This is a genomic window from Bacillus cereus group sp. MYBK101-2, assembly GCF_051918845.1.
In the GTDB taxonomy this organism is placed as follows: Bacteria; Bacillota; Bacilli; order Bacillales; family Bacillaceae_G; genus Bacillus_A; species Bacillus_A paranthracis.
Genome location: NZ_JBQAIE010000009.1, coordinates 54,912 through 79,031 on the forward strand (window position 1 = coordinate 54,912; position 24,120 = coordinate 79,031).

The window sequence follows — 24,120 nt, forward strand, 5'->3', positions numbered from 1 at the left end:
AGAAAATGAAGACTATAAATGTATTTCATTATGACGCATTTACGAATAAACCGAATATGGGGAATCCAGCGGGTATTGTATTAGATGCAGATGGATTAACAGAAGAGGAAATGCAAATTATTGCTGAAAAAGTTGGATATAACGAAACAACTTTTGTTCTTTCCTCAGAAGTAGGAGATATAAGAATGCGCTACTTTACACCTGGTTTTGAAATGGATTTATGTGGTCATGGGACAGTTGGGACAATATTTGCCTTGCGTGAAAGAGGTTTATTAGGAGAGAAAAGTAACCTTACGATTGAAACGAAGGCTGGGATTTTACCGATACAAATAGGTGTAAATGAAAATGGAGAAACTTTTATTAAAATGAGGCAGGCAGCGCCTCATTTTAAAGATTTTGCAGGTTCAAAAGAAGAATTAGCTCGTAGTATTGGTTTAGAAGTAAATGATTTAGATGTAAGTTTACCAATTGTATATGGAAGTACGGGGAACTGGACTGTAATTGTACCGATTAAAAATCTAGATGCGTGTGAGAGAATGAAGCCTAACAATGAGATGTTTCCATCGGTATTAAAAGAAATACCTAACGCTTCTATTCACCCAGTTTGCCTAGAAACTTATGATGAACTAGCACAAATGCATGGACGTCATTTCTCATCAGCTTATGCTGGAACGATAGAAGATCCAGTGACAGGAACAGCTTCAGGTGTAATGGGGGCGTATTATGCGATGTATTTGGAAAAAGATTTTGACCATGAAATGGAGTTAATTGTTGAACAAGGACAGGAAATACATAAAGATGGTCGTGTAACGGTGTATGTAACGAAAGTTGAAGGGAATGCGAATTTACAAATTGATATTGCTGGAACAGCGGTGTATGTGAAAGAATTTGAAGTTTCAATATAAAGTGAAACTTTAATCAGTGGGTGGGGCATCCCCACTGATTATTAGTTGAACCAATCGGGCTTTTACGGGCAGTTGATCCCCCACCTAACTTCTTTGCTTCCGTTGAATTTTGAGGTGAGGGTCTTACTGCCCGTTAATGCGGGATAAAAAAGAAAGCCCGGCATACATCCGGACTTTCACTATCTGTTCAATACTTCAATATACGAAGCATCTCCAGTTGTTCTTAAAGCAGAGCGGAAATTTTTATTTTCTAGCGTTTTAGCGACTTGTTGTAACTGCTGTGCATCATCATGATGGATAAGTAAGCTGTCGGCACCGCTTTCTTCTATATGAATGTGTTCGACATTTCCGATTGCATCATGTACAGCTTTTAAAAATTCAGGTTTCATATTGTCCTCCTATATGTATGTAACGTTGTTGTTAGTATTTCCTTATTTTTGAAATGTAAAAGTGAATGAATTTTTGTTATATTATGATTTTTGAAGGGGTTTCCTATTTGTTTGTCAAATAATAGTAAAGTTGTCTTTTGAATTGAGGGAATCTTCGGGATTAAAGGGTGAGGGAATGGACATTTCAGTAATCGCTGCACAACTAGTTAAGGAGAAAGTTATTTCATATTATCCAAATAGCATAAAAGTATTAAACGGAGGAACGACAAGTACTGTGTATTTGTTGGACGAAAAATACGTTGTAAAGCTGAATGAAGCGGAAGTAATACGTGAAGAAGCTTATTTTCTTTCTTTTTATGAAGCAAATACTTTGTTTGCAAAGCTTTTGTATAAAGAGCCTTTACATACATATATTGTGTATTCTTTCCTTGAAGGTAGTACTTCGTGCGGACGAGGACATAAACGAATTACGCTTAGTACTCTTGTAAAAGAAGTTATTAATAAGTATGAAATAGTTTCACGTATAGATGGCTGGGGATGGAAAGAAAGTCCGGTTCAATCTTGGAGTGCATTTTTAACGAAAAATGTGATGGAAGCTTATGAAAATGTAAGACGTTACATAAGTGAGGAAGAGTATAGAACAGTTCTTAAGTTAGCAAATAGAGGGACTGGAATAAATCATCCATTTTTACTGCATGGTGATCTTGGGTTTCATAATTTTATATTTCAAGGAAATATGCTACATGGTGTAATTGATCCTTTACCAGTGTTAGGAGATCCTATATACGATTTAATTTATGCGTTCTGTTCAACCCCGGAAGATTTAACGAAAGAAACGATTGATTATGCGATGAAACAGTGTGTGTTTCATAAAAAAGACCGTAATTTATATGAAGAAATAGTCATAGGCTTATATTTGCGTATAGATACGTGTTTAAGACATCACCCGAAAGATTTAGAAGATTATTTAGTAGCTTGGCGTTATTGGATGGGCGAGGTTGAGGTGACTTTATAGTACAAATATTTTGGGGGAGATTGTGAAATGAATGTTTCAGAAGCGAAAAAGGATTTAGCAATAAAAACGAAGAGAGGCTTGCCAATTATATTAGCTGGTGTTTTATTTTGGATAGTTATGAGTATAGCGGGCTTTGTTCTTTTTGAAAAACAAGTGGTGTGGGTATATTTAATCGGTATGGGATGTGTGTTTCCTTTTGGATTAATGATAGCTGCTATATTGAAAATTGATATGTTTGCGAAAGGAAATCCGTTAGGGGTTTTGGCAGGATTAATTGGTGGGATAAATGTATTGAATATTCCACTTGTATTACTTGCCTATTTTCAATTTCCAGAATGGTTACCTTTTGTAGTAGCGATGTTAATAGGTGTTCATTTTATCCCGTACGTATGGATTTACGAAAGTAAAAGTTACGGTTTATTATCAGTAGGGACTGTATTCGTAACGTCAGTTTGCGGGATTCTTTTTGCGGAAAAAGGATTTACTGTTATTCCATTATCAGTTAGCGTTGTTTATTTACTTACTTTTATCAGTTTATTAATTGAAAACAAAAAAGCAAATCAGTATCAGCAAAAATCAGCTTAATAAAAAATTTAGGGATAGGGGAAATTATGATGAAAAATTTTGTTTGTACAACGTGTGGCGTGCAGTATGCAGCGAGTGTAGAAGAACCGGTGAGTTGTCATATTTGTGATGAAGAAAGGCAATATGTGAATCCGAAAGGACAGTCTTGGACGACGCTAGAAAGCTTACAAACAGGTGATACATATAAAAATGAAATAATCGAAGAGGAAAATGAGCTTTATAGTATTACGACAAAACCAGGGTTTGCGATCGGTCAAACGGCATATGTAGTGAAAACAGAGTCATATCGTTTACTGTGGGACTGCATTACTTATTTAGATGAAATGACAATTACGAAAATAAAAGAGCTTGGCGGATTAGATGCGATTGCATTGTCTCATCCTCATTATTATTCAACGCAAGTAGAATGGGCAGAGACATTTGATGTACCAATTTACATACATGAAGATGATAAAGAGTGGGTGATGCGCCCGAGTAGTCGTATTATTTATTGGTCTGGTGAGTCTTTACAATTAGCGGATGGATTGGTCATTCATCGTTTAGGTGGTCATTTTAAAGGAGGATCTGTCTTACATTGGGAAGAAGGTAATGACGGAAAAGGAATTTTGTTAACAGGCGATATTATACAAGTTGTAGCAGATGAGCGATGGGTAAGCTTTATGTACAGCTATCCAAACTTAATTCCATTACCAGCGAGAAAAGTGGAAGAAATGGTGAATCGAGTAAAGCCGTTACAATTTAATCGTTTATACAATGCTTTTCATCGTGTAGTAAAAGAAAATGCAAATGAGGCAGTGGAACGTTCTGCTGAAAGATATATGAAGGCGGTAGAAGGAAAGTTATTTCATACGTAAAAGGAGAGTTAGACTTTATGAATACGTTAGTATGCTTCGGTGATAGTATTACAGCTGATGAAACGTTTTTTGATGGAACGCCGAGGTTAACACCGCGTTTGCAAGAGATATTTCCGAATTGGAAGGTGGTAAATGCGGGGGTTCCGGGTGATAATACGTTCGATGCGTTACATAGAATTGAAGAAGATGTATTATCACATAAACCAGATTTCGTAACAGTTTTTCTTGGCACGAATGATGCAGTTTCTTTTTCACAAGGATCATTACAAGTATATAAAGAAAACTTAGAGAAGATTGTGAAGCGGATTTCGTCAGATAAAGTACTGCTTATTAGTCCCGCGCCAGTTGATGAGGAAAGACAGCACAATAGAACAAATAAAGTGCTCGGTCAGTATGCAGACGTGGTAGAGAAAGTGGCGAAAGAAACAGGAAGCTATTTTCTAAATTTGTACGCCGAAATGATTCAGGAACGGAATTATAAAAGGTTTGTAGAAAATGATGAAAAAGATGGTTTGCACTTTGGGATAGAAGGCTATGAGTATGTAGCGAAGTTGATTGGTGAAAAGTTAAAAGGGATTTTATAAAAAAGCAAAGCGATATCGCTTTGCTTTTCGTTGTTTTTTAGTAGTTCAATCTAAAAATGCTTGTTGCAATGCTTTCAGTCCATCACTGTAAATACCATGAAACAGATTTATTGCCTCTTCATCACTAACCTCAACAGGAGTGAACGTACCAAACCACTCTACTAATGATGTTTTACTTTCAGCACCTTCTTTAACCCGGATTGTGGACTCATAATTAGTGACTGGGAATGGTGAATTCATGATTGAATACGTGTAGTACCGTTCCTTATCATTGAATACTTCTAAACGTTCTATAATCGTATCACCATCTGGATTAGCTAGGTGACGTACACGACCGCCTTCAGTTAATTTACTGCTAGGTATATAAGGTAACCAGTCTGGAAGGGAGTTGAATCCACCAATTAATTGCCATACTTGTTCAGGTGAACCGAAAATTTCCATAGATGTAGTAGTGTGTGCCATATTTGTTATGCTCCTTTTTAACCTGAATTTTTTTATTTAATATATAATTTATAAATCGAAACTATATACTTTTTATAACTAAACTATATAATAAATATAGAAACGAAAATTTATGAGCAAGGAAGTTGAAGAACATGACATTAACAATGGGCTTTATTGGATTTGGAAAGTCAGCTAACCGCTATCACTTACCTTATGTAAACACACGTAATAATATAAAAATAAAAACGATTTTTGTACGTCAAATAAATGAAGAATTAGCAGCTCCATATGAGGAAAAAGGTGTTAGCTTTACTACTGATTTGGATGAATTATTGAATGATAAAGAAATTCAAGTAGTGACGGTCTGTACGCCAGCACATACGCATTATGAATTAGCGAAAAAAGTTATACTTGCGGGAAAATCAGTTATCGTTGAAAAACCATTTTGCGATACAGTAGAACATGCGAAAGAATTGTTAGCTTTAGGACGAGAGAAAGATGTAGTAGTTATGCCTTACCAAAACCGTCGTTTTGATGGTGATTTTTTAGCAGTGAAGCAAGTTGTGGAACAAGGATTCCTTGGTGATATTGTCGAGATTGAATCACATATTGATTATTTCCGGCCTGGTTCAATCACTCATGAAGCTCCAAAAGAAGAAGGCTCATTTTATAGTTTAGGTATTCATACGATGGACCGTATGATTTCACTATTTGGCCGTCCAGATACGGTGACATACGATATTCGTAATAATGAAGTGGAAGGTGCGGTTGATAATTATTTTGATGTTGGTCTACATTACGGAAATAAGCTGAAAATTAAACTGAAAACGAACCATGTTGTAGCAAAAGATTATCCACGCTTTATCGTTCATGGAACAAATGGATCGTTTATTAAATATGGTGAAGATCAGCAGGAAAATGATTTGAAAGCGGGTATTATGCCTGAGAGTGCAGGATTTGGTGAAGATTCGCCGATGTACTATGGAATTGCGAAATATCGAAATGCAAACGGTGATTGGATTGAAAAACAAATTAAAACGCCGCTTGGTGATTACGGTCGCTTCTATGATGCAGCGTATGAAACAATCGTAAACGGTGCACCAAAGCTTGTGAAAGATGAAGAAGCAGTAACGAATATTGAAATCTTAGAAAACGGATTTGCTGCACCTTCACCTTCAGTTTATAAACTTGAGGCTTTAAACTTGAATGAATAGAAGAGGGAATACAGCATAAAGGAGGTATAGAAATGGCAAGCGGATCAACACAAGTAAAATACCTCGGTATTTATCAAAAAATGAAACAGCAAATTTTAGACGGCGAATATAAAATTAATGAAAAAATTCCAAGTAGCCCCGTCCTTGCTGAAGAATTCGATGTTTCTGTCCTTACCATAAAAAAAGCGCTGGATCTGTTAGTGAGAGACGGCTACATCATTCGCCGGCGCGGAAGTGGAACTGTCGTTCAAGATTGGCGTCAACAGGAAAAAGCACGAATGATTCAAACTTTAACAGGTACAAAAGCTGTTTATGGCAGCGAGGTAGAAAGTAAAATTATTGAGTTTACGATTGTCGGTGCCGATGAAATTATTGCTGAAAAATTGGGAATTTCAGTAGGAGATTTTGTATATAAAATCATCCGCCTCCGCATCATTCACAGTATTCCAACGATTATGGAGCATACATGGATGCCTATTTCGGTCATACCGGGTGTTGAAGTTTCAGTTTTAGAGGGATCGATCTACTCGCACATTCAAAATAAACTTGGTCTTGAAGTGGGAACATCCGTTGTTAGGGTCAAAGGAGTTCGTCCAGATGATAAAGAAAGGCAGTTTATGAACTTAACAAATCAAGATTTCTTAATGAGAGTTGAACAAGTGGCCTACTTAACGGATGGACGAACTTTTGAATACTCTTACGCTGACCATCTGCCGGAAACTTTTGAATTCGAAACAGTCATTACCGCAAAAAGTTATAAAGAGGCATAAAAAATAGGTTGGGGCACGTATTGCTTCAACCTATTTTCTGTCTTTAATATGGTAGGAATAATTATTATTCAGCTGTAATAAGCATGGAAGTATTCCTGTTTTTTTCAAGATGAGCTTCTCCCAAAGTGCAGAGCGAATCAAGTATGGCTCCTAAAGATGAACCGTAATCTGTTAAAGAATACTCTAACAAAAAATGATTAATTAATCCAAGACTTAACATTTGATTAATAGAACTGTAAGGTTTAAAATTACAGTATAGATTTAAGAAGTGAGTTATCATCATCTGTAAAATGTAGTTTCAACTATTTTATAAAAGAAGCATGCAAAGAAACGAGTAGTAAAAATAAACGAAACATTGCCGAATAACTAACATTACGTGAATTTGATTCTAAACTGTAATTTTTTTTAATACATTTCAATAAACGATATTTAAAGTGTACATTTTATAAAGAACATTAAAGGAGTGAGTGAAATATGGTGGTTTTATATACAACAGCAAGCTGCGGTTCATGCCGAAAAGCGAAAGCATGGCTGGAGGAGAATCAAATTGATTATACTGAAAAAAATATCGTATCCAATTCTATGACAGTCGATGAACTTAAATCCATTCTTCGTTTAACTGAAGAGGGTGCTACTGAAATTATTTCAACTAGATCCAAAACTTTTCAGGACTTAAATATAAATATTGATGAGCTCTCGCTAAATGAATTTTATACATTAATAATTGAGCATCCACTAATGTTGCGTCGTCCAATTATGCTGGATGAGAAAAGATTACAGATTGGTTTTAACGAAGAAGAAATTCGCAAATTTTTACCACGTAGCGTCCGAACATTTTTAAATATTGAACTGCAAAAGTTGGCTAATTAATAAGTAATATTTTTAGGAAAAGTTATATGAAAGGAGGAAGCAGGAAATGATAGAAGTATGTGTTACAGTCAATTATAACGATAGAAATTATCAAACAAATGTTATTGTAAGCAAAGGTACGATATGGACAAAAATTAAACAATTGGCAGAAGAACAAGTGAAGAAACAATGGAGTCTTTAATGTATTTTTAATTTAAAAAGCTAAATAAAGTTAAGGAATTTATTTCTTTATGCTAAGAGTGGTTCTTATATATTTTAACGTTCAACTAACCTATCTGTAATATTTATGGCTACAGTATGTTAATATAGGAGAAATAATATTTTTGATCGTAGGAGGAAAACAATGAGCAGCGACTTTACTTTAGCCATACACAGTTTAACTTATTTAGCTTTACAGCCAGACCGGATGTCAACAAGTAATGCGATTTCAGAAAGTGCGGGGGTTCACCCAGTGCGTATTCGCAAAGTGCTAAGTTTGTTAAAAAAACATAAGTTTATACAATCGAAAGAGGGGACTGGTGGCGGTTTTATTTTCGCTCGAGATTTAAGTGAAGTTAACCTTTGGCATATTTATCAAATAACCTCTGAAGGTGCGTTGCAGCCTAAGTGCCCAGAATCAAATGATCAATGTATTGTAGGTTCAAACATGCGAAAAGTGCTGTTCACTATTTTCTTAGGTGCTGAAGAGCATCTAGGTGAATACTTAAAGAATTATACAATGAAAGAAGTTGTTGACCTTATCAATCAAGAGCGTTAAGCGGCTTAATTATTATATAGCCGTGAGTTCTTAACACTTAAATGTAATGAAAAATATTACAGTATAATTTGTTTTTATATCTTTTTTATCGTCACAAAAAATATTTATAGGAAGGTGAAACGGTATGATGTCAAATAATAATCATGTTTTAAAAGTAGGAGATTGGGTTCGTGGAATATCAAATGAAGGTGAATTAATAGTTGGTTATATTGTATCACTTGATGATGTAGAGGATATAGTTACAGTTAGTATTGTGAAACGTGACGGCCAGTACACAATAAACGAAGCGATTTTACTCTTTAGTAAACACGTTAACAAACTCCCTGAATCAAAGGTAATAAATAAGGAACAAATCCTCTATCTTATAGATCTTGCATTATTAACGGGGGATGAAGAATGGTTTATCGAGCTTTCTTCAAAATTAAACTCGATAAAAGAGCTAGTTAATGAGGGATTTTAAAATTTAAACTTTTGAGGGGGCACACAATCCGCCTTATGGGGAGGACACAATTACTTTTCGCATAAAAGGAAATGATGTAAAAACGATTCATTACAAACATAGAGATATCCCTGAAGAAGAGCCGAACAAACTACAATTAAGATGATATTGAAGTGATTTGTTTGTGTATTCCTGATAACGATAATTATGTAAATGAGCTGTCCATATGGGGCAGCTTTTTTGCTTTTTGCTCAGTGTAGCTTTTTAAATTGTATATGAATTCAATATTAATAATATATATCCTAAAATTTGGTTTTTGTATTTTGAGATTTTTTTCTTTTTACCTACATTAATTATTTATTAGAATATCTTTTATGTTTAAAATAAGATTTTTTGATAAAAGGGGATATAAGTATCTTTATAATAAGTCACCTAGAAAAACAATGTATTATTGTATTTTTTTACTAACTAATTCAGCTTTAAGCGATAAAAACAATGGCTACATGCTAACTGTAAAATATTATCTATATAAAATTATTCCCCTTTAATATTTCTGAAAATATAAAAATATTAATTTTATAAATATACACGTTATAATGAGGGCGTCGAGAGAAATTTTATTATCTCTGGAGAAAATATAAAAAATGCGATTATTAGTAAGAAAGGTGTGTGATTTGAGGCGAAATGTATGTAATGTGCTTCAGTGGCTTGTGTAAGCAATATCATCAGTGCTACCGAAGTTATGAAAGTAATGTATAGAATTGAGAAAGAAACGCCTCGCAAATGAAGAGAGGCCGGTTTAGCTAAAATTACTGTTAAAAGTAAAAAAGAGAAACCATTAAAGTAATACACTGTTATTAGAAATGTTGCAACGTATTTATGAAGTCTATTCCATATTGTTCTCTTAAGGGGTCTTTATATAAAGAGCGGATATTACGAGTAAACTTTTTTGTGAACGCTAACAATTATATTAGGACGCTAATTAGCGAATGTTTCAATTTGGATTCATTATGATGAAGGACATACAATGTGGGGCAACTTGTAAGGAATTCATTTTCCAGAAAGGGAATATTTGTTAGGTGCAAAGAGAGATGCAGGAATAGATACAAGGGGGAGTTATTATATGAACGGGAATACTGCAAAGAAAATAGAAGTTCAAGCTGAAAATACCGCACGAAAAAATGAGCAATATGCAGATCCGAAAAAGTGGCATAAGCAGGATACTACATGGGCACTGAGTCTATTTGGAACTGCAATTGGAGCAGGGGTGCTCTTTTTACCGATTAATGCAGGTTCAGGTGGTTTATTATCTTTACTACTAATTACATTGCTTGCATATCCAGTTATGTACTACTCACATAGGGCGCTTGCTAAAATGATATACGCTTCTAATTCTGCTGATGAGGGGATCACAGGTACAATTAGAGAGTATTTCGGAAATAAAGCGAGTATCATTTTTAACATCGTATATTTCGGTTCAATTTATACAATCGTACTAATGTATTCGGTTGCGCTTACAAACACTGCAAGTAGTTTTATCGTGCATCAATTGCACATGCCAGAACCTCCAAGAGCTATTTTATCACTTGTATTAGTTCTTGGTCTTATCGCTATACTGAATTTTGGTCAAGATATTACTGTAAAGGTAATGAGTATGTTAGTGTATCCTTTCATAGTTTCTTTACTGTTTATCGCAATATCTTTAATTCCACAGTGGAATACGTCAATGCTTAGTTTTTCAGCTGTTTCAACTGCTTCAACAGGAACAGGCTATTTTGGGACGATATTGATGATTCTACCAATCATCGTATTCTCATTTAATCATTCACCTATGATTTCATCATTTGTTGTGAAACAGAGAGCTACGTATGGAATCGAAGCCACTGATGCGAAATGTGCGCAAATACAAAAGGTTTGTTATATTATGACATTCGCTGTTGTTATGTTCTTCGTTTGGAGTAGCGCATTGAGCTTGACTCCAGAGGATATAAAAATGGCAAAAGAACAAAACTTATCAATCCTTTCATATCTTGCGAATGAGCTTAATTCACCTGTAATCACGATTGCAGCTCCAATCATTGCTTTTGTGGCTATTACAAAGTCTTTCCTTGGCCATTATATCGGAGCATTTGAAGTAATGCGTGACATGATTATTAAGTTTGGTAAATCACGTGGAAAAGATATTGAAGAAAAAACAATTAAGACAATAATCCTTACTTTTGTTGTATTATCATGCTGGTTTGTTGCTTATACAAATCCAAGTATTCTTGGACTTATTGATTCTCTAAGCGGTCCATTAGTTGCTGCTATCTTATGTCTATTACCGATGTATGCGATTCAAAAAGTACCGGTATTAGCTAAGTACAAAGGGAAAATGAGTAACGTATTTGTTATTATTGTAGGTGTACTTACTGTTTTAGCAAGTATTAAGTCATTATTCTAATTTACGATTGTTAGTTCGAATGAAAAATAGAACGATTTTGGGACAGGCTTCTCGGTTTGGAGGGTCTGTCCCTTTTTAATGCGTTACAGTTTATCTTGTTGATTTTATGAGATATTTCTGCATAATTATAGCTAAGGGAGATGATTTCAGATTGAGTAAACTGAATATTAGAACAACGGTTTCGGGAGATATAATTGTTACTCGTCTTATCGGCAAGATTAAAACAGATGATGTTTATGAATGGTTTCGAGCAAGTTTGTCAGCAATTCATTTCCGAGGGACGGAAATACAAATTGTTGGTAGATAGAAAAGGCTACATACCAGATCATTTTTCGGTTCAAAAAGTATGGAAAGAGAAGTTTTTTAATGAAACGATTTTGAATCACAGTAAGGCAATTGCTTTTCTCCTTGAAGAAGGCGAGATCATGAATTATTTACAACAATCCAATACGAAAGAATCCATAAAGTTTTTTGATCATTATAGACAAGCATTCCTTTGGTTGAATGAATATCCCATATGAAAATTTTAGCGAACCAGTTGCTTAAGCAATTGGTTTTTTAGCTTGTAATGTTGTTGATGTCTCTATACGAAATGTTTAGTGTGTATAGCAGCATTTTAAGGGACATACATTTTGAATGCGTTAAATATAATTCTTATTAGCACCAAGAGGAAGAGAGTACTAGTAATATTGAAAGGTCGCAGGATAGAGTCACATAAATTTAAAAATATCCATGTGGCATAAAGTGAGTAAGGGGGATAAAGATATGAGTACTTCAAATTTGAATGAAATAAGTAAACAAATTTTAAAAGAGGAGGAAACACTTCAATTTTCCTCTTTTACAAATGAAGATGCACTGCAACTAGGTTTATGTATCGTTGAAACAGCAAAGCGAGAGGGAAAATTGATTGCTGTTGATATAACGAAAAATGGTGTGCAATTATTTCATTTCAAGATGACAGGGACAAATGCGGAAAATACGAAATGGATTGAGCGTAAAAAACGAGTCGTTTCCCTGCATGATCGTAGCTCGTATTATATGCAGATACAAAGTGAAATAACTGGAATCTCATATAATGAAAAATATCTTTTAAATACTTCGGAATATGCTGCGTTTGGTGGGTGCTTTCCTATCAGAGTAAAAAACGTAGGGGTTATTGGAATGATAACAGTTTCAGGATTACCACCAGAAGAAGATCACGAATTGGTAGTAAGAGCGGTTAAAAATCATTTGAAGCAATAGTAAAAGTAAATGTGATGGTTAAGTAAAAGCCAAGAATGAACATATTATTGTTCGTTTTTGGCTTTTTATTATTTTTTCTTATAGTCGGCTAAGAGGGTTCTATTATAGGTGGTATTTGAATTATGCACTGTTCTTTGGATTACATCATCTTTTTCAAGTCTGCGAAATTTCTGTAATTGAAGGTGTTCCAAATTAAGAGGAAATTTTTGGGGAAAGTAGCTACATTTCATATTTGTGTAAATATGAAACACGCAGGATACATGAATAGAGAATGGGTAAAATAGTACCGAATGATCACTAGATTTTATTAATGATGTTATAAGATTTTTTAGAGCAACCGAAGGAAGTAGTGTGTTTAGATTCAGAATGACTGGCAATTGGTGTTATGGAGTTCAATGATTTAAAAATGGACTCATTTAAACGCATATTATCTTCGAGATGTATCATTTTGAAGAATATTAAAACTTGGGAGGAAATGAATTATGACAAAAGATTTCTATACTGCACTGAAAGAAAGACGTACTTACTATGGGATTAATAAAGAGGTACAAGTATCAGATGAAAAAATTAAAGAAATCGTGGAGTTTGCTGTGAAATATACTCCATCAGCTTTCAATTCTCAAACTGCGCGATTAGTTGTATTATTTGGTGAAGCTCATGATAAATTATGGGATATTACAACTGAAACATTAAGAAAAGTAGTTGGAGATGGAGATTTCTCAGGAACGCAACAAAAAATGGATTCCTTTAAAGCTGGTTATGGAACAGTACTATTCTTTGAAGATGAGGCTATCGTTAAATCGCTTCAAGAGAAATTTGCTGCATATGCTGAAAACTTCCCAATTTGGTCACACCAAGCATCAGGTATGCACCAATTAGTCGTGTGGACAGGTTTAGAAGCAGAGGGACTAGGGGCATCTTTACAACATTATAATCCATTAATTGACGATGAGGTAAAACAAGAATGGAATGTCCCTGCTAATTGGAAACTAATTGCACAAATGCCATTTGGTAATCCAACTGCTACTCCAGGTGAAAAAGAATTCCAACCGCTTGAAGAACGTGTGAAATTTCATAAGTAATATTCAAATGTAATAATACAATTTAGTTATAGTAGAGTTATTCGCTCTTTTTCGGGATAGGACTATGCTATTGATGAAATCGGAAAAATACTATTATATTTTTAAAAAGAACAAGGTGATCATTTTTGATCGCCTTGTTTGACATTGGTACAATTAATCTACGCATTACGCTTAATAAGCTAAACAGCATAAATTATTATGTATATTATCTAGTTATAGTTACCAAACATTTTTCAACACTATTTTACCTATTGCATTATTCGACTCCAAATACTCGTGTGCTTGTGCAACTTCATCAAACGTGAAAGTTTTCGAATCTAGCAATGGACGAAGTTTTCCTTTCACGAGTTTAACGAAAAATTAATTGAAGATTTCGATGAAACTGATATTTTTTATATCGATCATTATCTTTGAAAATGAGTGGTAACTAAGGATAAACTTAAAAAAGTATTACGAAATAAATAGTATGTAATGTAAGACATTTTTATTGACGATAATAATTTATGTGGTTAATATACTATACATAATATATATTTAATTACTAAAAGTAATTAAATATATATTGTTTCGTAAAATATTATAAATAAGTAAGTCGTGGTAGAAACGCTTTGAATTTCCACTATTAATATTGGGGACAATTAGAAAGCGAAAGGTATAAAAAGAATTGGAATTTGATAACTCTTTGTTTTTTATAAAAACATGAGCTTCTGTACAATTCATTTTTAATATATTGACCAGGATTATACAACAAGAGGGGGACTGAAATTGGAATCAATGACCTTTGTTTTATTTGGAGCGACAGGGGACCTAGCGAAACGCAAAATTTACCCCGCACTATATAACTTATATAGAGATCAAAAGCTTCCAAAGCAAATATCCGTTATCGGGCTTGGGAGACGTGAAGTATCTCATGTAGATTTTCAAAAAAGAATAAAAGAATCAATAGAGACGTTTTCTCGTCATAGAGAAGAAGGTACTCCAGAACTCGAAGGTTTTTTAGATAATTTTCGTTATTGTCCATTAGATGTGAGTAAGCCGGAAGATTATGAGAGATTATTACAAGTCGTTCGTGAAAGGGAAGAAGAACTACATATAAAAGGGAATAGAATGTTCTATCTTTCCGTTGCTCCTGAATTTTTTGAGACAATCGCTTTAAATATTAAGGAAAGTGGACTTGATAAAACGGATGGATGGAAACGCCTAATGATTGAGAAACCGTTCGGGCACGACCTTACATCTGCTCGTGAGCTGAATGATAAGCTTAGTCGCACGTTTGAAGAAGACGAGATATACCGTATTGATCATTATTTAGGTAAGCCGATGATTCAAAACCTTGAAGCACTAGAGTTTGCAAATCCTGTTTTACAATCGATTTGGAATAAAGAACATATAGCGAATGTACAAATCACAGCGAGTGAAACAGTTGGGGTTGAAGAAAGGGCAGGATATTATGATCAGGCAGGAGCCATTCGAGATATGGTTCAAAATCATATGTTACAAATATTAATGATGACTGCTATGAATTTGCCGGAAAAGGTTAATGCATGTGAAATTCGAGAGGAAAAGCGAAAGGTAATGGAGGCGCTTCGTAAAGTGAAAAAAGAAGACGTTCAAAACCATATCATTCGCGGACAATATGGTGCAGGTGAGATAAATGGCGGGCAAGTTGTAGCATATAAAGAGGAGCCAGGAGTAAATCCTTCTTCTAATATAGACACATTTGTTGCTGCTCGCTTGTGGATCGATAATCCATTTTGGACTGGCGTTCCCTTTTATATACGAACAGGTAAACGAATGAAAGAAAAGTCTACTCGTATTGTAATCGAATTTAAAAATACGTTAAAACAGCAATATCAAGATAGTAATCCAAATGCAGCACCTAACTTGTTAATAATTGAAATTAGCCCAGGTGAGAACGTTTCATTACAGTTAAATAGTAAAAATCCATTGAAAAATGGAGAAATTGAACCGATCCGTATTAACTTTACTTGTGAGCAAGCGGATGTGGGAGTACCTGAAGCGTATGAAAGACTCATTCATGATGCTGTGAGTGGAGACGCTACATTCTTTGCACATTGGAGAGAAGTTGAATTGTCATGGGAATGGGTACAACCAATTCTTGAAGCATTCGAAGAAAACTTATTACCACTTCATGAATATGAGTCTGGTTCATATGGTCCAGAGGCATCTAATGAATTATTGCAAGAAAGTGGATTTAAATGGTGGTTAGATCAAGAAACGAAAAAATAAGTACTTTCTTTCATGAAAGCATGTAGGGGGACGATTACTATGACACAAAACATAAATCAATTAGCAGTGAATACAATTCGTACGTTATCAATTGATGCTATTAATGCGGCAAATTCAGGTCATCCAGGTCTTCCGATGGGAGCAGCGCCAATGGCTTATGCATTATGGGCGAATCATTTAAATCATAATCCTAATCATCCGAAATGGTTTAACCGTGATCGCTTCGTTTTATCGGCGGGACATGGATCTAGCTTATTATATAGCCTACTTCATTTAGCTGGATATGACGTTTCAATTGATGACTTGAAAAACTTCAGAAAGTTAAATAGTAAAACACCAGGACATCCTGAGTTTGGTCATACTTCTGGAGTTGAAGCGACGACAGGCCCGTTAGGACAAGGGATTGCCAATGCTGTCGGAATGGCAATGGCAGAAGCGCATTTAGCAGCGAAGTTTAATACGGATGGTCACTCTATTATTGATCACAATACGTACGCTTTAGTTGGAGACGGTGATTTAATGGAAGGTGTCGCTTATGAAGCGATGTCAATGGCAGGACATATGAAACTTGGCAAATTAATTGTGCTGTATGATTCAAATGAAATTTCACTTGATGGTGAATTAAACATTGCTTTCTCTGAAGATATGCAGAAAAGGGTAGAATCTGCACATTGGCAATATGTAAGAGTTGAGGATGGAAACGATGTTGATGCGATTACAAAAGCGATTCAATTAGCGAAAGACAATACGGATCAACCTACTCTTATAGAAATTAGAACCGTTATAGGTTATGGAAGTCCAAAAGTTGCTGGAACGAACAAAGCACATGGTAATCCGCTTGGAGTAGAAGAAGCGACAGCAACAAAACAAGTGTATGGTTGGCATTATGAAGAAGACTTCTTTGTGCCTGAAGAAGTAACAGCTCATTTTAATGAACTGAAACAAAAAGGTATTGAAAAAGAAAATGGCTGGAATGAGCAGTTCAACTTATACAGAGAGTCAAACCCTACACTAGCAGATGAATTAGAAAAAGCAATTACAGGCGAGGTTTTAATCGAAGCGAAAGACATTTTGTCCTTCGATACTGAAAAAACGATTTCTACTCGTGTTGCAAGTGGGGAAGCTATTAACCATTATGTGAAATCGATTCCTTCTATTTTCGGTGGAAGTGCGGATCTTTCTCATTCTACGATGACAGATATAAAAGGTGAAGCAGTGTATGCAGTAGAATCGTATGCTGGTCGAAATATATACTTCGGTGTACGTGAACATGCAATGGGCGCAGCAGCGAATGGACTGGCTCTTCATGGAGGAGTAAAACCGTTCGTGAGTACATTCTTTGTATTTAATGACTATCTTCGTCCATCTATTCGACTGGCTGCATTGCAAAAGTTACCTGTTACGTACGTATTTACACATGATTCGATTGCTGTAGGAGAAGATGGTCCAACGCATGAACCTATTGAACATTTAGCAGCTCTTCGGGCAATTCCTGGTTTAACAGTTATCCGCCCGTCAGATGCAAATGAAACAGCAAGTGCGTGGGCGTATGCTTTACAGCAAACGGAAGGTCCAGTCGTTTTAGTACTGAGCCGTCAAAATTTACCGGTGTTTCATGAAACGAAAGCGAACATAGAGAATCTTTCTAAAGGAGCTTACGTATTAACACAAACGAATGAAAATCCAGATGTAATTTTCATTGCGACAGGTTCTGAAGTATCCTTAGCTGCTAGTGCGAAAGCGAAATTAGAAGAAGATCAAGTTTCTGTTCGTATCGTTGCAATGCCAAGCTGGGAGTTATTCGATCGCCAATCGAAAGAATATAAGGAATCCGTTCTTCCGTCTTCTGTAACGAAACGAGTATCTCTTGAGATGGGCGTATCTCTTGGCTGGGAGCGTTATGTAGGACAAGAAGGAAACATATTATCGATTGAAACATTTGGAGCTTCAGGAACTGGGGCTGAAGTCATGAATCTATTTGGATTTACGACAGAAAATGTTGTTCAAATTACAAAAAATGTATTGAATTCTTAAGCTATGACTGTGAATACCTTTCCGTACATATCAGTGCTGCAAGGTATTCCAGATTGTAGTGATATGAATTTGTAATAAAAGATGATTTGAGGAGGAATTATATTATGCAAGTAGGATTAATTGGTTTAGGTAAAATGGGATTAAACTTAGGGAAAAATTTAATGGATCATAAACATGAAGTAGCAGCATTTGACTTGAATGCAAGTGCAGTGGAAGAAATGAAAGAGTACGGGGCTACAGGTACATCTAGTTTAAGTGAACTTGTTCAGTCATTACAATCACCAAGAATTCTTTGGGTAATGGTACCACACGCTGTTGTAGATTCTGTTATCGATGAGGTTACACCACTTTTATCAAAAGGAGATATTTTAATTGAAGCGGGTAATTCACATTATAAAGAGTCTATTCGCCGATATGAGCAACTAAAGAAAGATGGTATTCACTTTATGGATGCAGGAACTTCTGGCGGAATGGAAGGCGCTCGTAATGGTGCTTGTTATATGATCGGAGGAGATCAAGAAGCTTGGGACATCGTTGAACCTATCTTCCGTGATACTGCTGTAGAAAATGGATACTTATATGCTGGAAAAGCTGGTAGTGGTCACTTCTTAAAAATGGTTCACAACGGAATTGAATACGGTATGATGGCTGCTATTGGTGAAGGATTTGAGATTCTAGAAAAAAGTGAATTTGACTACGATTATGAAAAAGTATCAAGAGTATGGAACAACGGTTCAGTAATCCGTTCATGGTTAATGGAATTAACAGAAAATGCATTTTCTAAAGATGCAAAACTAGATGAAATTAAGGGTGTTATGCATTCTTCTGGTGAAGGAAAATGGACAGTAGAAACAGCATTAGACCTTCAAACAGCAACTCCTGTTATCGCAATGTCGTTATTAATGCGCTACCGCTCATTAGACAATGATACATTTACAGGAAAAGTAGTAGCAGCTCTGCGCAATGAATTTGGCGGACATGCAGTAGAAAAGAAATAAACATCTTAAAAATTTAACTCATTAACGTTTAAAAAATGGAGGGAATTGATCATGAAATTTTTTATTGATACTGCAAATCTTGAGGACATAAAAAAAGCATATAAACTTGGAGTTTTAGCTGGTGTTACAACGAATCCTTCTTTAGTAGCAAAAGAGGGCATTAAATTTGAAGACCGTATCGCAGAAATTTGTCAGGCAGTTCCTAAAGTTGAATCTGTTTCGGCAGAAGTAACGCCAGATGCTGTTACAGCTGAAGAGATGATTGCCCAAGCAGAGGAACTGATTAAGATTAACGGCGGCGATGAAAAAGTTACAATTAAACTTCCGATGACGTTAGCAGGATTAGAAGCTTGTCGCTATCTTACTGAAAAAGGTGTGAAAACGAACGTTACACTTATTTTCACGGTGAACCAAGCACTTTTAGCTGCCAGGGCAGGTGCAACGTATGTTTCTCCATTTTTAGGACGTTTAGATGATATTTCTGAAGATGGTGTATTATTAGTTGCTAAAATTGCTGAATTATTCGATGTTCATCAATTAGATACACAAATTATTGCGGCGTCTGTTAGACATCCAGATCATGTAACTCGTGTAGCGATGGCAGGGGCTCACATCGCAACAATTCCTTATAAAGTAATTGAACAACTTGCTATGCATCCATTAACAGATCAAGGTATTGAAAAGTTCGCTGCAGATTGGGCGAAAGCACCTAAATTATAATGTATAAAAGTGAGAGGATTTCCGAAAATTGCTTTTCATGAGAGGAAAGATTCCTAGGTAACTTCATCGTTTAACTTGGATCCCGAGTTTGGAGTCTTACTATGTGAAAATAGCAAGAGAAGAAAGCGTCATTCACTTTTAAAAAAGGAAAATTTGCTTACGCGAAACGTTTATCACAATAACATTATAATGATGAAAGAGAAATCCCCTTATCAGAGAGATGAGTTAAAGTATATCTCTGATAAGGGAGATTCTTTTTATATAAATTATTATGTTGTGAAGATGAGTTGTATATCGATATATAAATTTTTACTCAAAAAAGAACTATATAGGTTCTTTTCATTGTACAGCATTTTTGAAAGGGTTTACATAAAGGGGTGGAACTGCGTATGAATATGTACCTTTTAATGATTACATTATTATCAATTGTAATTGTTATTTTAGGGGTATCGTGGTGGAGATGGCATGCGTTTATTAGTTTAACGATTGCAAGTGTGTTTTTAGCAATTATGTCTGGAATGCCAATGGATAAAATAGTGAGTGCTTATGAAACGGGAGTCGGAAGTGTTCTTGGGCATTTAGTAGGTATTTTAGTATTAGGTACAATTTTAGGGAAAATGATGGCAGATTCAGGTGCTGGAATGCAGGTGGCAGAGTTCTTTATTAAATCCTTCGGAATAAAAAACTTACCATGGGCGATGTTAATTGCAGGTTTTATTATTGGAATTCCGGTGTTTTTTGAAGTAGGTATTTTAATATTGTTGCCGTTAGTAATTTCAATTCATAAAACTACGAAACAAAATATTTTATTGATAGCATTACCAGCAATTGCTGGGTTATCTGTCGTACACGGCCTTGTTCCTCCGCATCCAGGGGCAATCGTTGCAATAGGTATTTATAAAGCGAATCTTGGGAAGGTATTATTGTATTCACTCATTATTACATTTTTTGCAGCGATTATTGCAGGTCCTTTATTCGCTAAATGGATTCATAAACGTGTAATTCCTGAAAATGAGCCAGAATTGATTCGTGTAAATACAAAATCAACGAAATTACCAGGAATAGGAGTTTCATTTTTAGTCATATTGTTACCAGTTATGTTAATGGTGTTAGCTGCAGCAGCTCCTTATGTTCCGCTTTCTACTACTTTGATGAAGATGGTCACCTTAATCGGTAGTCCTATCATTGCGCTTTTGATTGCATGTTTTGCAGCTTTCTATTTTCTTGGATTTCGTCAAGGTATCGATAAAAAGGCTATTAAGAAGGTAACAGAAGATAGTTTATTACCAATCGGTTCAATCGTTGCGATTATTGGTGCTGGCGGCGGATTTAAGCAAATTCTTATCGATAGTGGTGTAGGCGATGCTATTGCTCAAATGTCTGAGCATTTAGCGCTATCTCCAATTGTATTAGCATTTATGGTAGCTGGATTAATTCGAATTGCGACAGGTTCAGCGACAGTCGCCTTAACAACAGCAGCGGGTATCGTTTCGCCAATCGTTGAAAATACGACAGGTGTGAATGTAGAATTACTCGTCATTGCAACGGGTGCAGGAGCATTAATGTTTTCTCACGTAAACGATGCTGGGTTCTGGATGGTAAAAGAATACCTAGGTTTAACAGTGAAAGAAACATTTAAAACATGGACAGTATTAGAAACATTACTTTCATTTATCGCTTTTGGAGGAGTTTTACTACTCGATATGTTTATTTAAAATAAGGATGTTTTTATGGTGGGATACTGTAGTAATTTTTTGCTAGGAGGAAGAAATGGTGAGTTCAAAATATATGATTGGTGTAGACATTGGGACAACTAGTACAAAATCAGTTCTATTTTCTACAGATGGATCTGTTATTGCAAGTCATGGAATTGAATATCCTTTATATTCTTCTACGCCGGAAACAGCAGAACAAGACCCAGAAGAAATTTTTCGTGCAGTAATACATACGATTAAAGAAACTGTACAGACAAGTAGTGTACAGCCGCATGATATTCTTTGTGTTTCTTTTAGTTCGGCAATGCATAGTATCATTGCTGTAGATGAGAAGGGAAAGCCGTTAACGAGATGTATTACTTGGGCAGATAATAGAAGTGCAAGCTGGGCAGAGAAAATAAAGAATGATATGAATGGTCATGAAATTTATTTACGGACTGGGACACCAATTCATCCGATGTCACCACTTTCGAAATTAGTTTGGCTACAAAATGAGCAGGCAGAATTGTTCGCAAAAACTTATAAATTTATTTCTATTAAAGAGTATGTTTTTTATAAGTTATATAAGGAGTATGTAATTGATTATTCTATAGCATCAGCAACAGGGATGTTTAATTTGAAATCTTTAAAATGGGATGAAGAGGCTTTACATGTTGCGGGAATTACAGATGACAAACTTTCTAAACTCGTTCCAACAACGCACAGTTTAACAGGATTAAATGAAGAGCTTGCCAATGAGATGAATGTGCTTGTTTCTACTCCATTTGTAGTAGGAGCGAGTGACGGAGTCCTATCCAATTTAGGTGTAAATGCAATTGATCCTGGTGTTGTGGCTGTTACAATTGGTACAAGCGGTGCGATACGTGCTGTAACAAATCGACCTGCAACTGATCCGAAAGGTAGAATTTTTTGTTACGCCCTAACTGAAGACCATTGGGTAATTGGCGGACCAGTTAATAACGGTGGTATGATTTTCAGGTGGGCTCGTGATCAATTAGGTACTTCAGAGATTGAGCTTGCGAAGCGCTTAGGAAAAGATCCATATGAAGTGCTTACTGAAATAGCAGCAAAAGTGAATCCAGGATCTGATGGGCTATTATTTCACCCGTATTTAGCAGGGGAAAGAGCTCCTTTATGGAATGCAAATGCACGAGGATCTTTCTTTGGACTTGGATTGCATCATAAGAAAGAACATCTTATCCGTGCTGTTTTAGAAGGAGTAATTTATAATTTATACACCGTTCTTCTTGCTTTAAAAGAGCTAATTGGTGAACCGAAAAAAATTCAAGCGACAGGTGGTTTTGCAAGATCGGAACTTTGGAGACAGATGATGGCAGATATTTTCCATCAAGACGTATATGTTCCGGAAAGTTTTGAAAGCTCTTGCTTAGGAGCTGCAATCCTCGGTTTATATAGTTTAGGTGAAGTAGATACGTTGCATGTAGTTTCTGAAATGGTAGGTGCGAATTTCCACCATGAACCAAACATGGAAAGTGTGGAAAAATATAAAGATTTAACACCAATCTATATTCGTCTGTCCCGTCAATTGGAAGAAGAATATGAAAGTATAGCAGCGTATCAAAAAAAGTGGGTTTAAAGGCTATTTTGCAAGAAAATATGGTAACGTATAAAGAGGTACTCCAATTTTTTTAGGATACTCTTTCAACATAAAATATGTTAAGAAGTACGATGAACGAAAAATATAGGGAGAGAGGGTTATGAAAATGAAGGATAACAAAGAGTTTATTGGATATGTTGGAACATACACGAAAGAAAATAGTGAAGGAATATATAAGTTTACGTTAGACACGGAAGCAAAGAAAATTAGTAATGTAACACTTGCGGCCAAGTTGGATAACCCTACATATGTAACGATTAGCAAAAATAATGAATATCTCTACTCTGTTGTTAAGGAAGGCGAATCTGGTGGTGTAGCTGCTTATTCGATTGATAGTAAAACGGGAGAGCTAACGGAACAAAACAGACAAGTAGTAGAAGGGGCTTCTCCTTGTCATGTGAGTGTTGATAGTAGAAATCGTGCGGTAGTTACAGCGAATTACCATAAAGGAACGATCGAGTCTTTTGTAGTTAATGAAGAAGATGGAACTGTAAATCCTGCCGCATCGATTATGGCACATGAAGGTTCAGGTCCGAATAAAGAAAGACAAGAAAAACCACATGCACATTATGCGGGATATACTCCTGATGAAAAATATGTAGTTGGTGTTGATTTAGGGATAGATAAAATAATTACGTATGAAATAAAAGATAGTACATTAACAGAAGTGAATCATTTATCTGTAAATCCAGGGAGCGGTCCAAGACATATTACTTTTCATCCAAATGGAAAGTATGCGTATGTGATGACGGAGCTTAGTTCAGAGGTTATTGTGTTAACATATAATCCGGCAGAAGGATCATTTACAGAATTACAGTATATTTCTACTGTTCCAAAAGAGTTTGATGAAAATAATCAAGGAAGTGCGATTCATATTTCTTCTGATGGTCGCTTTGTATATGCAGGTAATCGTGGTCATAATAGTATTGCTGTTTTCAGCGTAGATGAAAACTCAGGCCAGCTTACATTTATTGAACATACATCTACAGAAGGAAATTGGCCAAGAGACTTTGTATTAGATCCTACTGCAAAGTTCCTTATTGCTTCAAATGAAAAGTCGCATAATCTTGTGCTATTTTCAAGAAATGAAACGACAGGGAAGCTAACTCTTTTACAATCTGATGTTGTTGTGCCGGAGCCTGTTTGTGTGAAGTTTTTAAATATATAATTTCAGATGCCTAAATAAAAGCAA

The 24,120-nt window shown here is 35.5% G+C and carries 23 protein-coding genes and 5 pseudogenes; 24 read left to right on the plus strand and 4 right to left on the minus strand.

Annotated features, from left to right (window positions below):
* The first annotated feature begins 5 nt into the window (after positions 1–5).
* Positions 6–905 carry a PhzF family phenazine biosynthesis isomerase gene (locus ACTFSI_RS17750; protein WP_044793228.1) on the plus strand — a complete coding sequence of 300 codons (900 nt, stop codon included), beginning with the start codon at positions 6–8 and terminating at the stop codon, positions 903–905.
* 179 nt (positions 906–1,084) lie between these two features.
* On the opposite strand, the gene ACTFSI_RS17755 is transcribed toward ACTFSI_RS17750, so the two are convergent.
* Positions 1,085–1,294, minus strand: a complete 210-nt coding sequence (locus tag ACTFSI_RS17755; protein ID WP_440045522.1) for a hypothetical protein — start codon at positions 1,292–1,294, stop codon at positions 1,085–1,087.
* A gap of 175 nt (positions 1,295–1,469) precedes the next feature.
* Between ACTFSI_RS17755 and ACTFSI_RS17760 the strand changes: the two genes are divergently transcribed.
* The 4 genes from ACTFSI_RS17760 to ACTFSI_RS17775 are packed head-to-tail and all read left to right on the plus strand — an operon-like array spanning position 1,470 to position 4,332.
* On the plus strand, positions 1,470–2,309 hold the full coding sequence (locus ACTFSI_RS17760; protein WP_440045523.1) for an aminoglycoside phosphotransferase family protein: 840 nt from the start codon (positions 1,470–1,472) through the stop codon (positions 2,307–2,309).
* A 27-nt stretch (positions 2,310–2,336) separates the two neighbouring features.
* Positions 2,337–2,894 (plus strand): DUF7010 family protein, encoded by a 558-nt coding sequence (locus ACTFSI_RS17765; RefSeq protein ID WP_440045524.1) that lies wholly within the window; start codon positions 2,337–2,339, stop codon positions 2,892–2,894.
* Between the two features lie 26 nt (positions 2,895–2,920).
* The gene (locus ACTFSI_RS17770; RefSeq protein ID WP_083322758.1) at positions 2,921–3,748 is read left to right on the plus strand and encodes an MBL fold metallo-hydrolase; all 828 of its coding nucleotides are present in this window, start codon (positions 2,921–2,923) and stop codon (positions 3,746–3,748) included.
* A 17-nt stretch (positions 3,749–3,765) separates the two neighbouring features.
* Positions 3,766–4,332, plus strand: a complete 567-nt coding sequence (locus ACTFSI_RS17775) for an SGNH/GDSL hydrolase family protein (RefSeq protein ID WP_440045525.1) — start codon at positions 3,766–3,768, stop codon at positions 4,330–4,332.
* Between the two features lie 45 nt (positions 4,333–4,377).
* On the opposite strand, the gene ACTFSI_RS17780 is transcribed toward ACTFSI_RS17775, so the two are convergent.
* Positions 4,378–4,794: an SRPBCC family protein gene (locus tag ACTFSI_RS17780; RefSeq protein WP_000951525.1), complete on the minus strand. Its 417-nt coding sequence runs from the start codon at positions 4,792–4,794 to the stop codon at positions 4,378–4,380.
* Positions 4,795–4,928: 134 nt separating this feature from the next.
* On the opposite strand from ACTFSI_RS17780, the gene ACTFSI_RS17785 reads away from it, so the two are divergent.
* Both ACTFSI_RS17785 and ACTFSI_RS17790 read left to right on the plus strand, forming a co-directional pair.
* Positions 4,929–5,990, plus strand: coding sequence for an oxidoreductase (locus ACTFSI_RS17785; RefSeq protein WP_440045526.1), 1,062 nt, complete (start codon positions 4,929–4,931; stop codon positions 5,988–5,990).
* A 32-nt stretch (positions 5,991–6,022) separates the two neighbouring features.
* Positions 6,023–6,760 carry a GntR family transcriptional regulator gene (locus tag ACTFSI_RS17790; protein ID WP_242261183.1) on the plus strand — a complete coding sequence of 246 codons (738 nt, stop codon included), beginning with the start codon at positions 6,023–6,025 and terminating at the stop codon, positions 6,758–6,760.
* 64 nt (positions 6,761–6,824) lie between these two features.
* On the opposite strand, the pseudogene ACTFSI_RS17795 reads toward ACTFSI_RS17790, so the two are convergent.
* Positions 6,825–6,947, minus strand: a pseudogene (locus ACTFSI_RS17795) (winged helix-turn-helix transcriptional regulator); the annotation flags it as partial.
* Between the two features lie 287 nt (positions 6,948–7,234).
* Here ACTFSI_RS17795 and spxA point away from each other — a divergent pair.
* The 9 genes and pseudogenes from spxA (at position 7,235) to ACTFSI_RS17840 (ending at position 13,593) form a co-directional block, all read left to right on the plus strand.
* Positions 7,235–7,630 carry a transcriptional regulator SpxA gene (gene spxA, locus ACTFSI_RS17800; RefSeq protein ID WP_277616264.1) on the plus strand — a complete coding sequence of 132 codons (396 nt, stop codon included), beginning with the start codon at positions 7,235–7,237 and terminating at the stop codon, positions 7,628–7,630.
* 46 nt (positions 7,631–7,676) lie between these two features.
* Positions 7,677–7,811, plus strand: a complete 135-nt coding sequence (locus tag ACTFSI_RS17805; RefSeq protein WP_048550387.1) for a BA3454 family stress response protein — start codon at positions 7,677–7,679, stop codon at positions 7,809–7,811.
* A 162-nt stretch (positions 7,812–7,973) separates the two neighbouring features.
* Entirely contained in the window at positions 7,974–8,387 is a 414-nt protein-coding gene (gene saiR / locus ACTFSI_RS17810; RefSeq protein WP_000093219.1) for an Rrf2-family transcriptional regulator SaiR, read from the plus strand.
* Between the two features lie 124 nt (positions 8,388–8,511).
* The gene (locus ACTFSI_RS17815; protein ID WP_000987462.1) at positions 8,512–8,847 is read left to right on the plus strand and encodes an IDEAL domain-containing protein; all 336 of its coding nucleotides are present in this window, start codon (positions 8,512–8,514) and stop codon (positions 8,845–8,847) included.
* Positions 8,848–8,854: 7 nt separating this feature from the next.
* Positions 8,855–8,992, plus strand: a pseudogene (locus tag ACTFSI_RS17820) (DUF3888 domain-containing protein); the annotation flags it as partial.
* Between the two features lie 957 nt (positions 8,993–9,949).
* Complete coding sequence (locus ACTFSI_RS17825) at positions 9,950–11,269, plus strand: aromatic amino acid transport family protein (RefSeq protein WP_044306805.1); 1,320 nt, start codon at positions 9,950–9,952, stop codon at positions 11,267–11,269.
* Positions 11,270–11,375: 106 nt separating this feature from the next.
* Positions 11,376–11,790: pseudogene (locus tag ACTFSI_RS17830) on the plus strand (STAS/SEC14 domain-containing protein).
* Between the two features lie 211 nt (positions 11,791–12,001).
* Positions 12,002–12,511 (plus strand): heme-degrading domain-containing protein, encoded by a 510-nt coding sequence (locus ACTFSI_RS17835; protein ID WP_440045527.1) that lies wholly within the window; start codon positions 12,002–12,004, stop codon positions 12,509–12,511.
* A gap of 482 nt (positions 12,512–12,993) precedes the next feature.
* Positions 12,994–13,593, plus strand: a complete 600-nt coding sequence (locus ACTFSI_RS17840; protein WP_000158939.1) for a nitroreductase family protein — start codon at positions 12,994–12,996, stop codon at positions 13,591–13,593.
* A gap of 219 nt (positions 13,594–13,812) precedes the next feature.
* Here ACTFSI_RS17840 and ACTFSI_RS17845 read toward each other — a convergent pair.
* A pseudogene (locus tag ACTFSI_RS17845) lies at positions 13,813–13,935 on the minus strand (zinc-binding dehydrogenase); the annotation flags it as partial.
* On the opposite strand from ACTFSI_RS17845, the pseudogene ACTFSI_RS17850 reads away from it, so the two are divergent.
* The 8 genes and pseudogenes from ACTFSI_RS17850 to ACTFSI_RS17885 all read left to right on the plus strand — a co-directional run.
* Positions 13,930–14,007 (plus strand): annotated as a pseudogene (locus tag ACTFSI_RS17850) (glucose-6-phosphate dehydrogenase); the annotation flags it as partial. The pseudogenes ACTFSI_RS17845 and ACTFSI_RS17850 overlap by 6 nt on opposite strands.
* A 351-nt stretch (positions 14,008–14,358) precedes the next feature.
* Positions 14,359–15,843 carry a glucose-6-phosphate dehydrogenase gene (zwf, locus tag ACTFSI_RS17855; RefSeq protein ID WP_000445343.1) on the plus strand — a complete coding sequence of 495 codons (1,485 nt, stop codon included), beginning with the start codon at positions 14,359–14,361 and terminating at the stop codon, positions 15,841–15,843.
* 39 nt (positions 15,844–15,882) lie between these two features.
* Complete coding sequence (gene tkt, locus ACTFSI_RS17860) at positions 15,883–17,877, plus strand: transketolase (protein ID WP_000193038.1); 1,995 nt, start codon at positions 15,883–15,885, stop codon at positions 17,875–17,877.
* A gap of 104 nt (positions 17,878–17,981) precedes the next feature.
* The gene (gene gnd, locus ACTFSI_RS17865) at positions 17,982–18,875 is read left to right on the plus strand and encodes a phosphogluconate dehydrogenase (NAD(+)-dependent, decarboxylating) (protein WP_001195912.1); all 894 of its coding nucleotides are present in this window, start codon (positions 17,982–17,984) and stop codon (positions 18,873–18,875) included.
* Positions 18,876–18,926: 51 nt separating this feature from the next.
* On the plus strand, positions 18,927–19,595 hold the full coding sequence (gene fsa, locus ACTFSI_RS17870) for a fructose-6-phosphate aldolase (RefSeq protein WP_000667676.1): 669 nt from the start codon (positions 18,927–18,929) through the stop codon (positions 19,593–19,595).
* Between the two features lie 389 nt (positions 19,596–19,984).
* The gene (gntP, locus tag ACTFSI_RS17875; RefSeq protein WP_440045528.1) at positions 19,985–21,310 is read left to right on the plus strand and encodes a gluconate permease GntP; all 1,326 of its coding nucleotides are present in this window, start codon (positions 19,985–19,987) and stop codon (positions 21,308–21,310) included.
* 55 nt (positions 21,311–21,365) lie between these two features.
* Entirely contained in the window at positions 21,366–22,907 is a 1,542-nt protein-coding gene (gntK, locus tag ACTFSI_RS17880) for a gluconokinase (RefSeq protein ID WP_440045529.1), read from the plus strand.
* Positions 22,908–23,034: 127 nt separating this feature from the next.
* Positions 23,035–24,096 (plus strand): lactonase family protein, encoded by a 1,062-nt coding sequence (locus tag ACTFSI_RS17885; RefSeq protein ID WP_440045552.1) that lies wholly within the window; start codon positions 23,035–23,037, stop codon positions 24,094–24,096.
* The last annotated feature ends 24 nt before the right edge of the window (positions 24,097–24,120 follow it).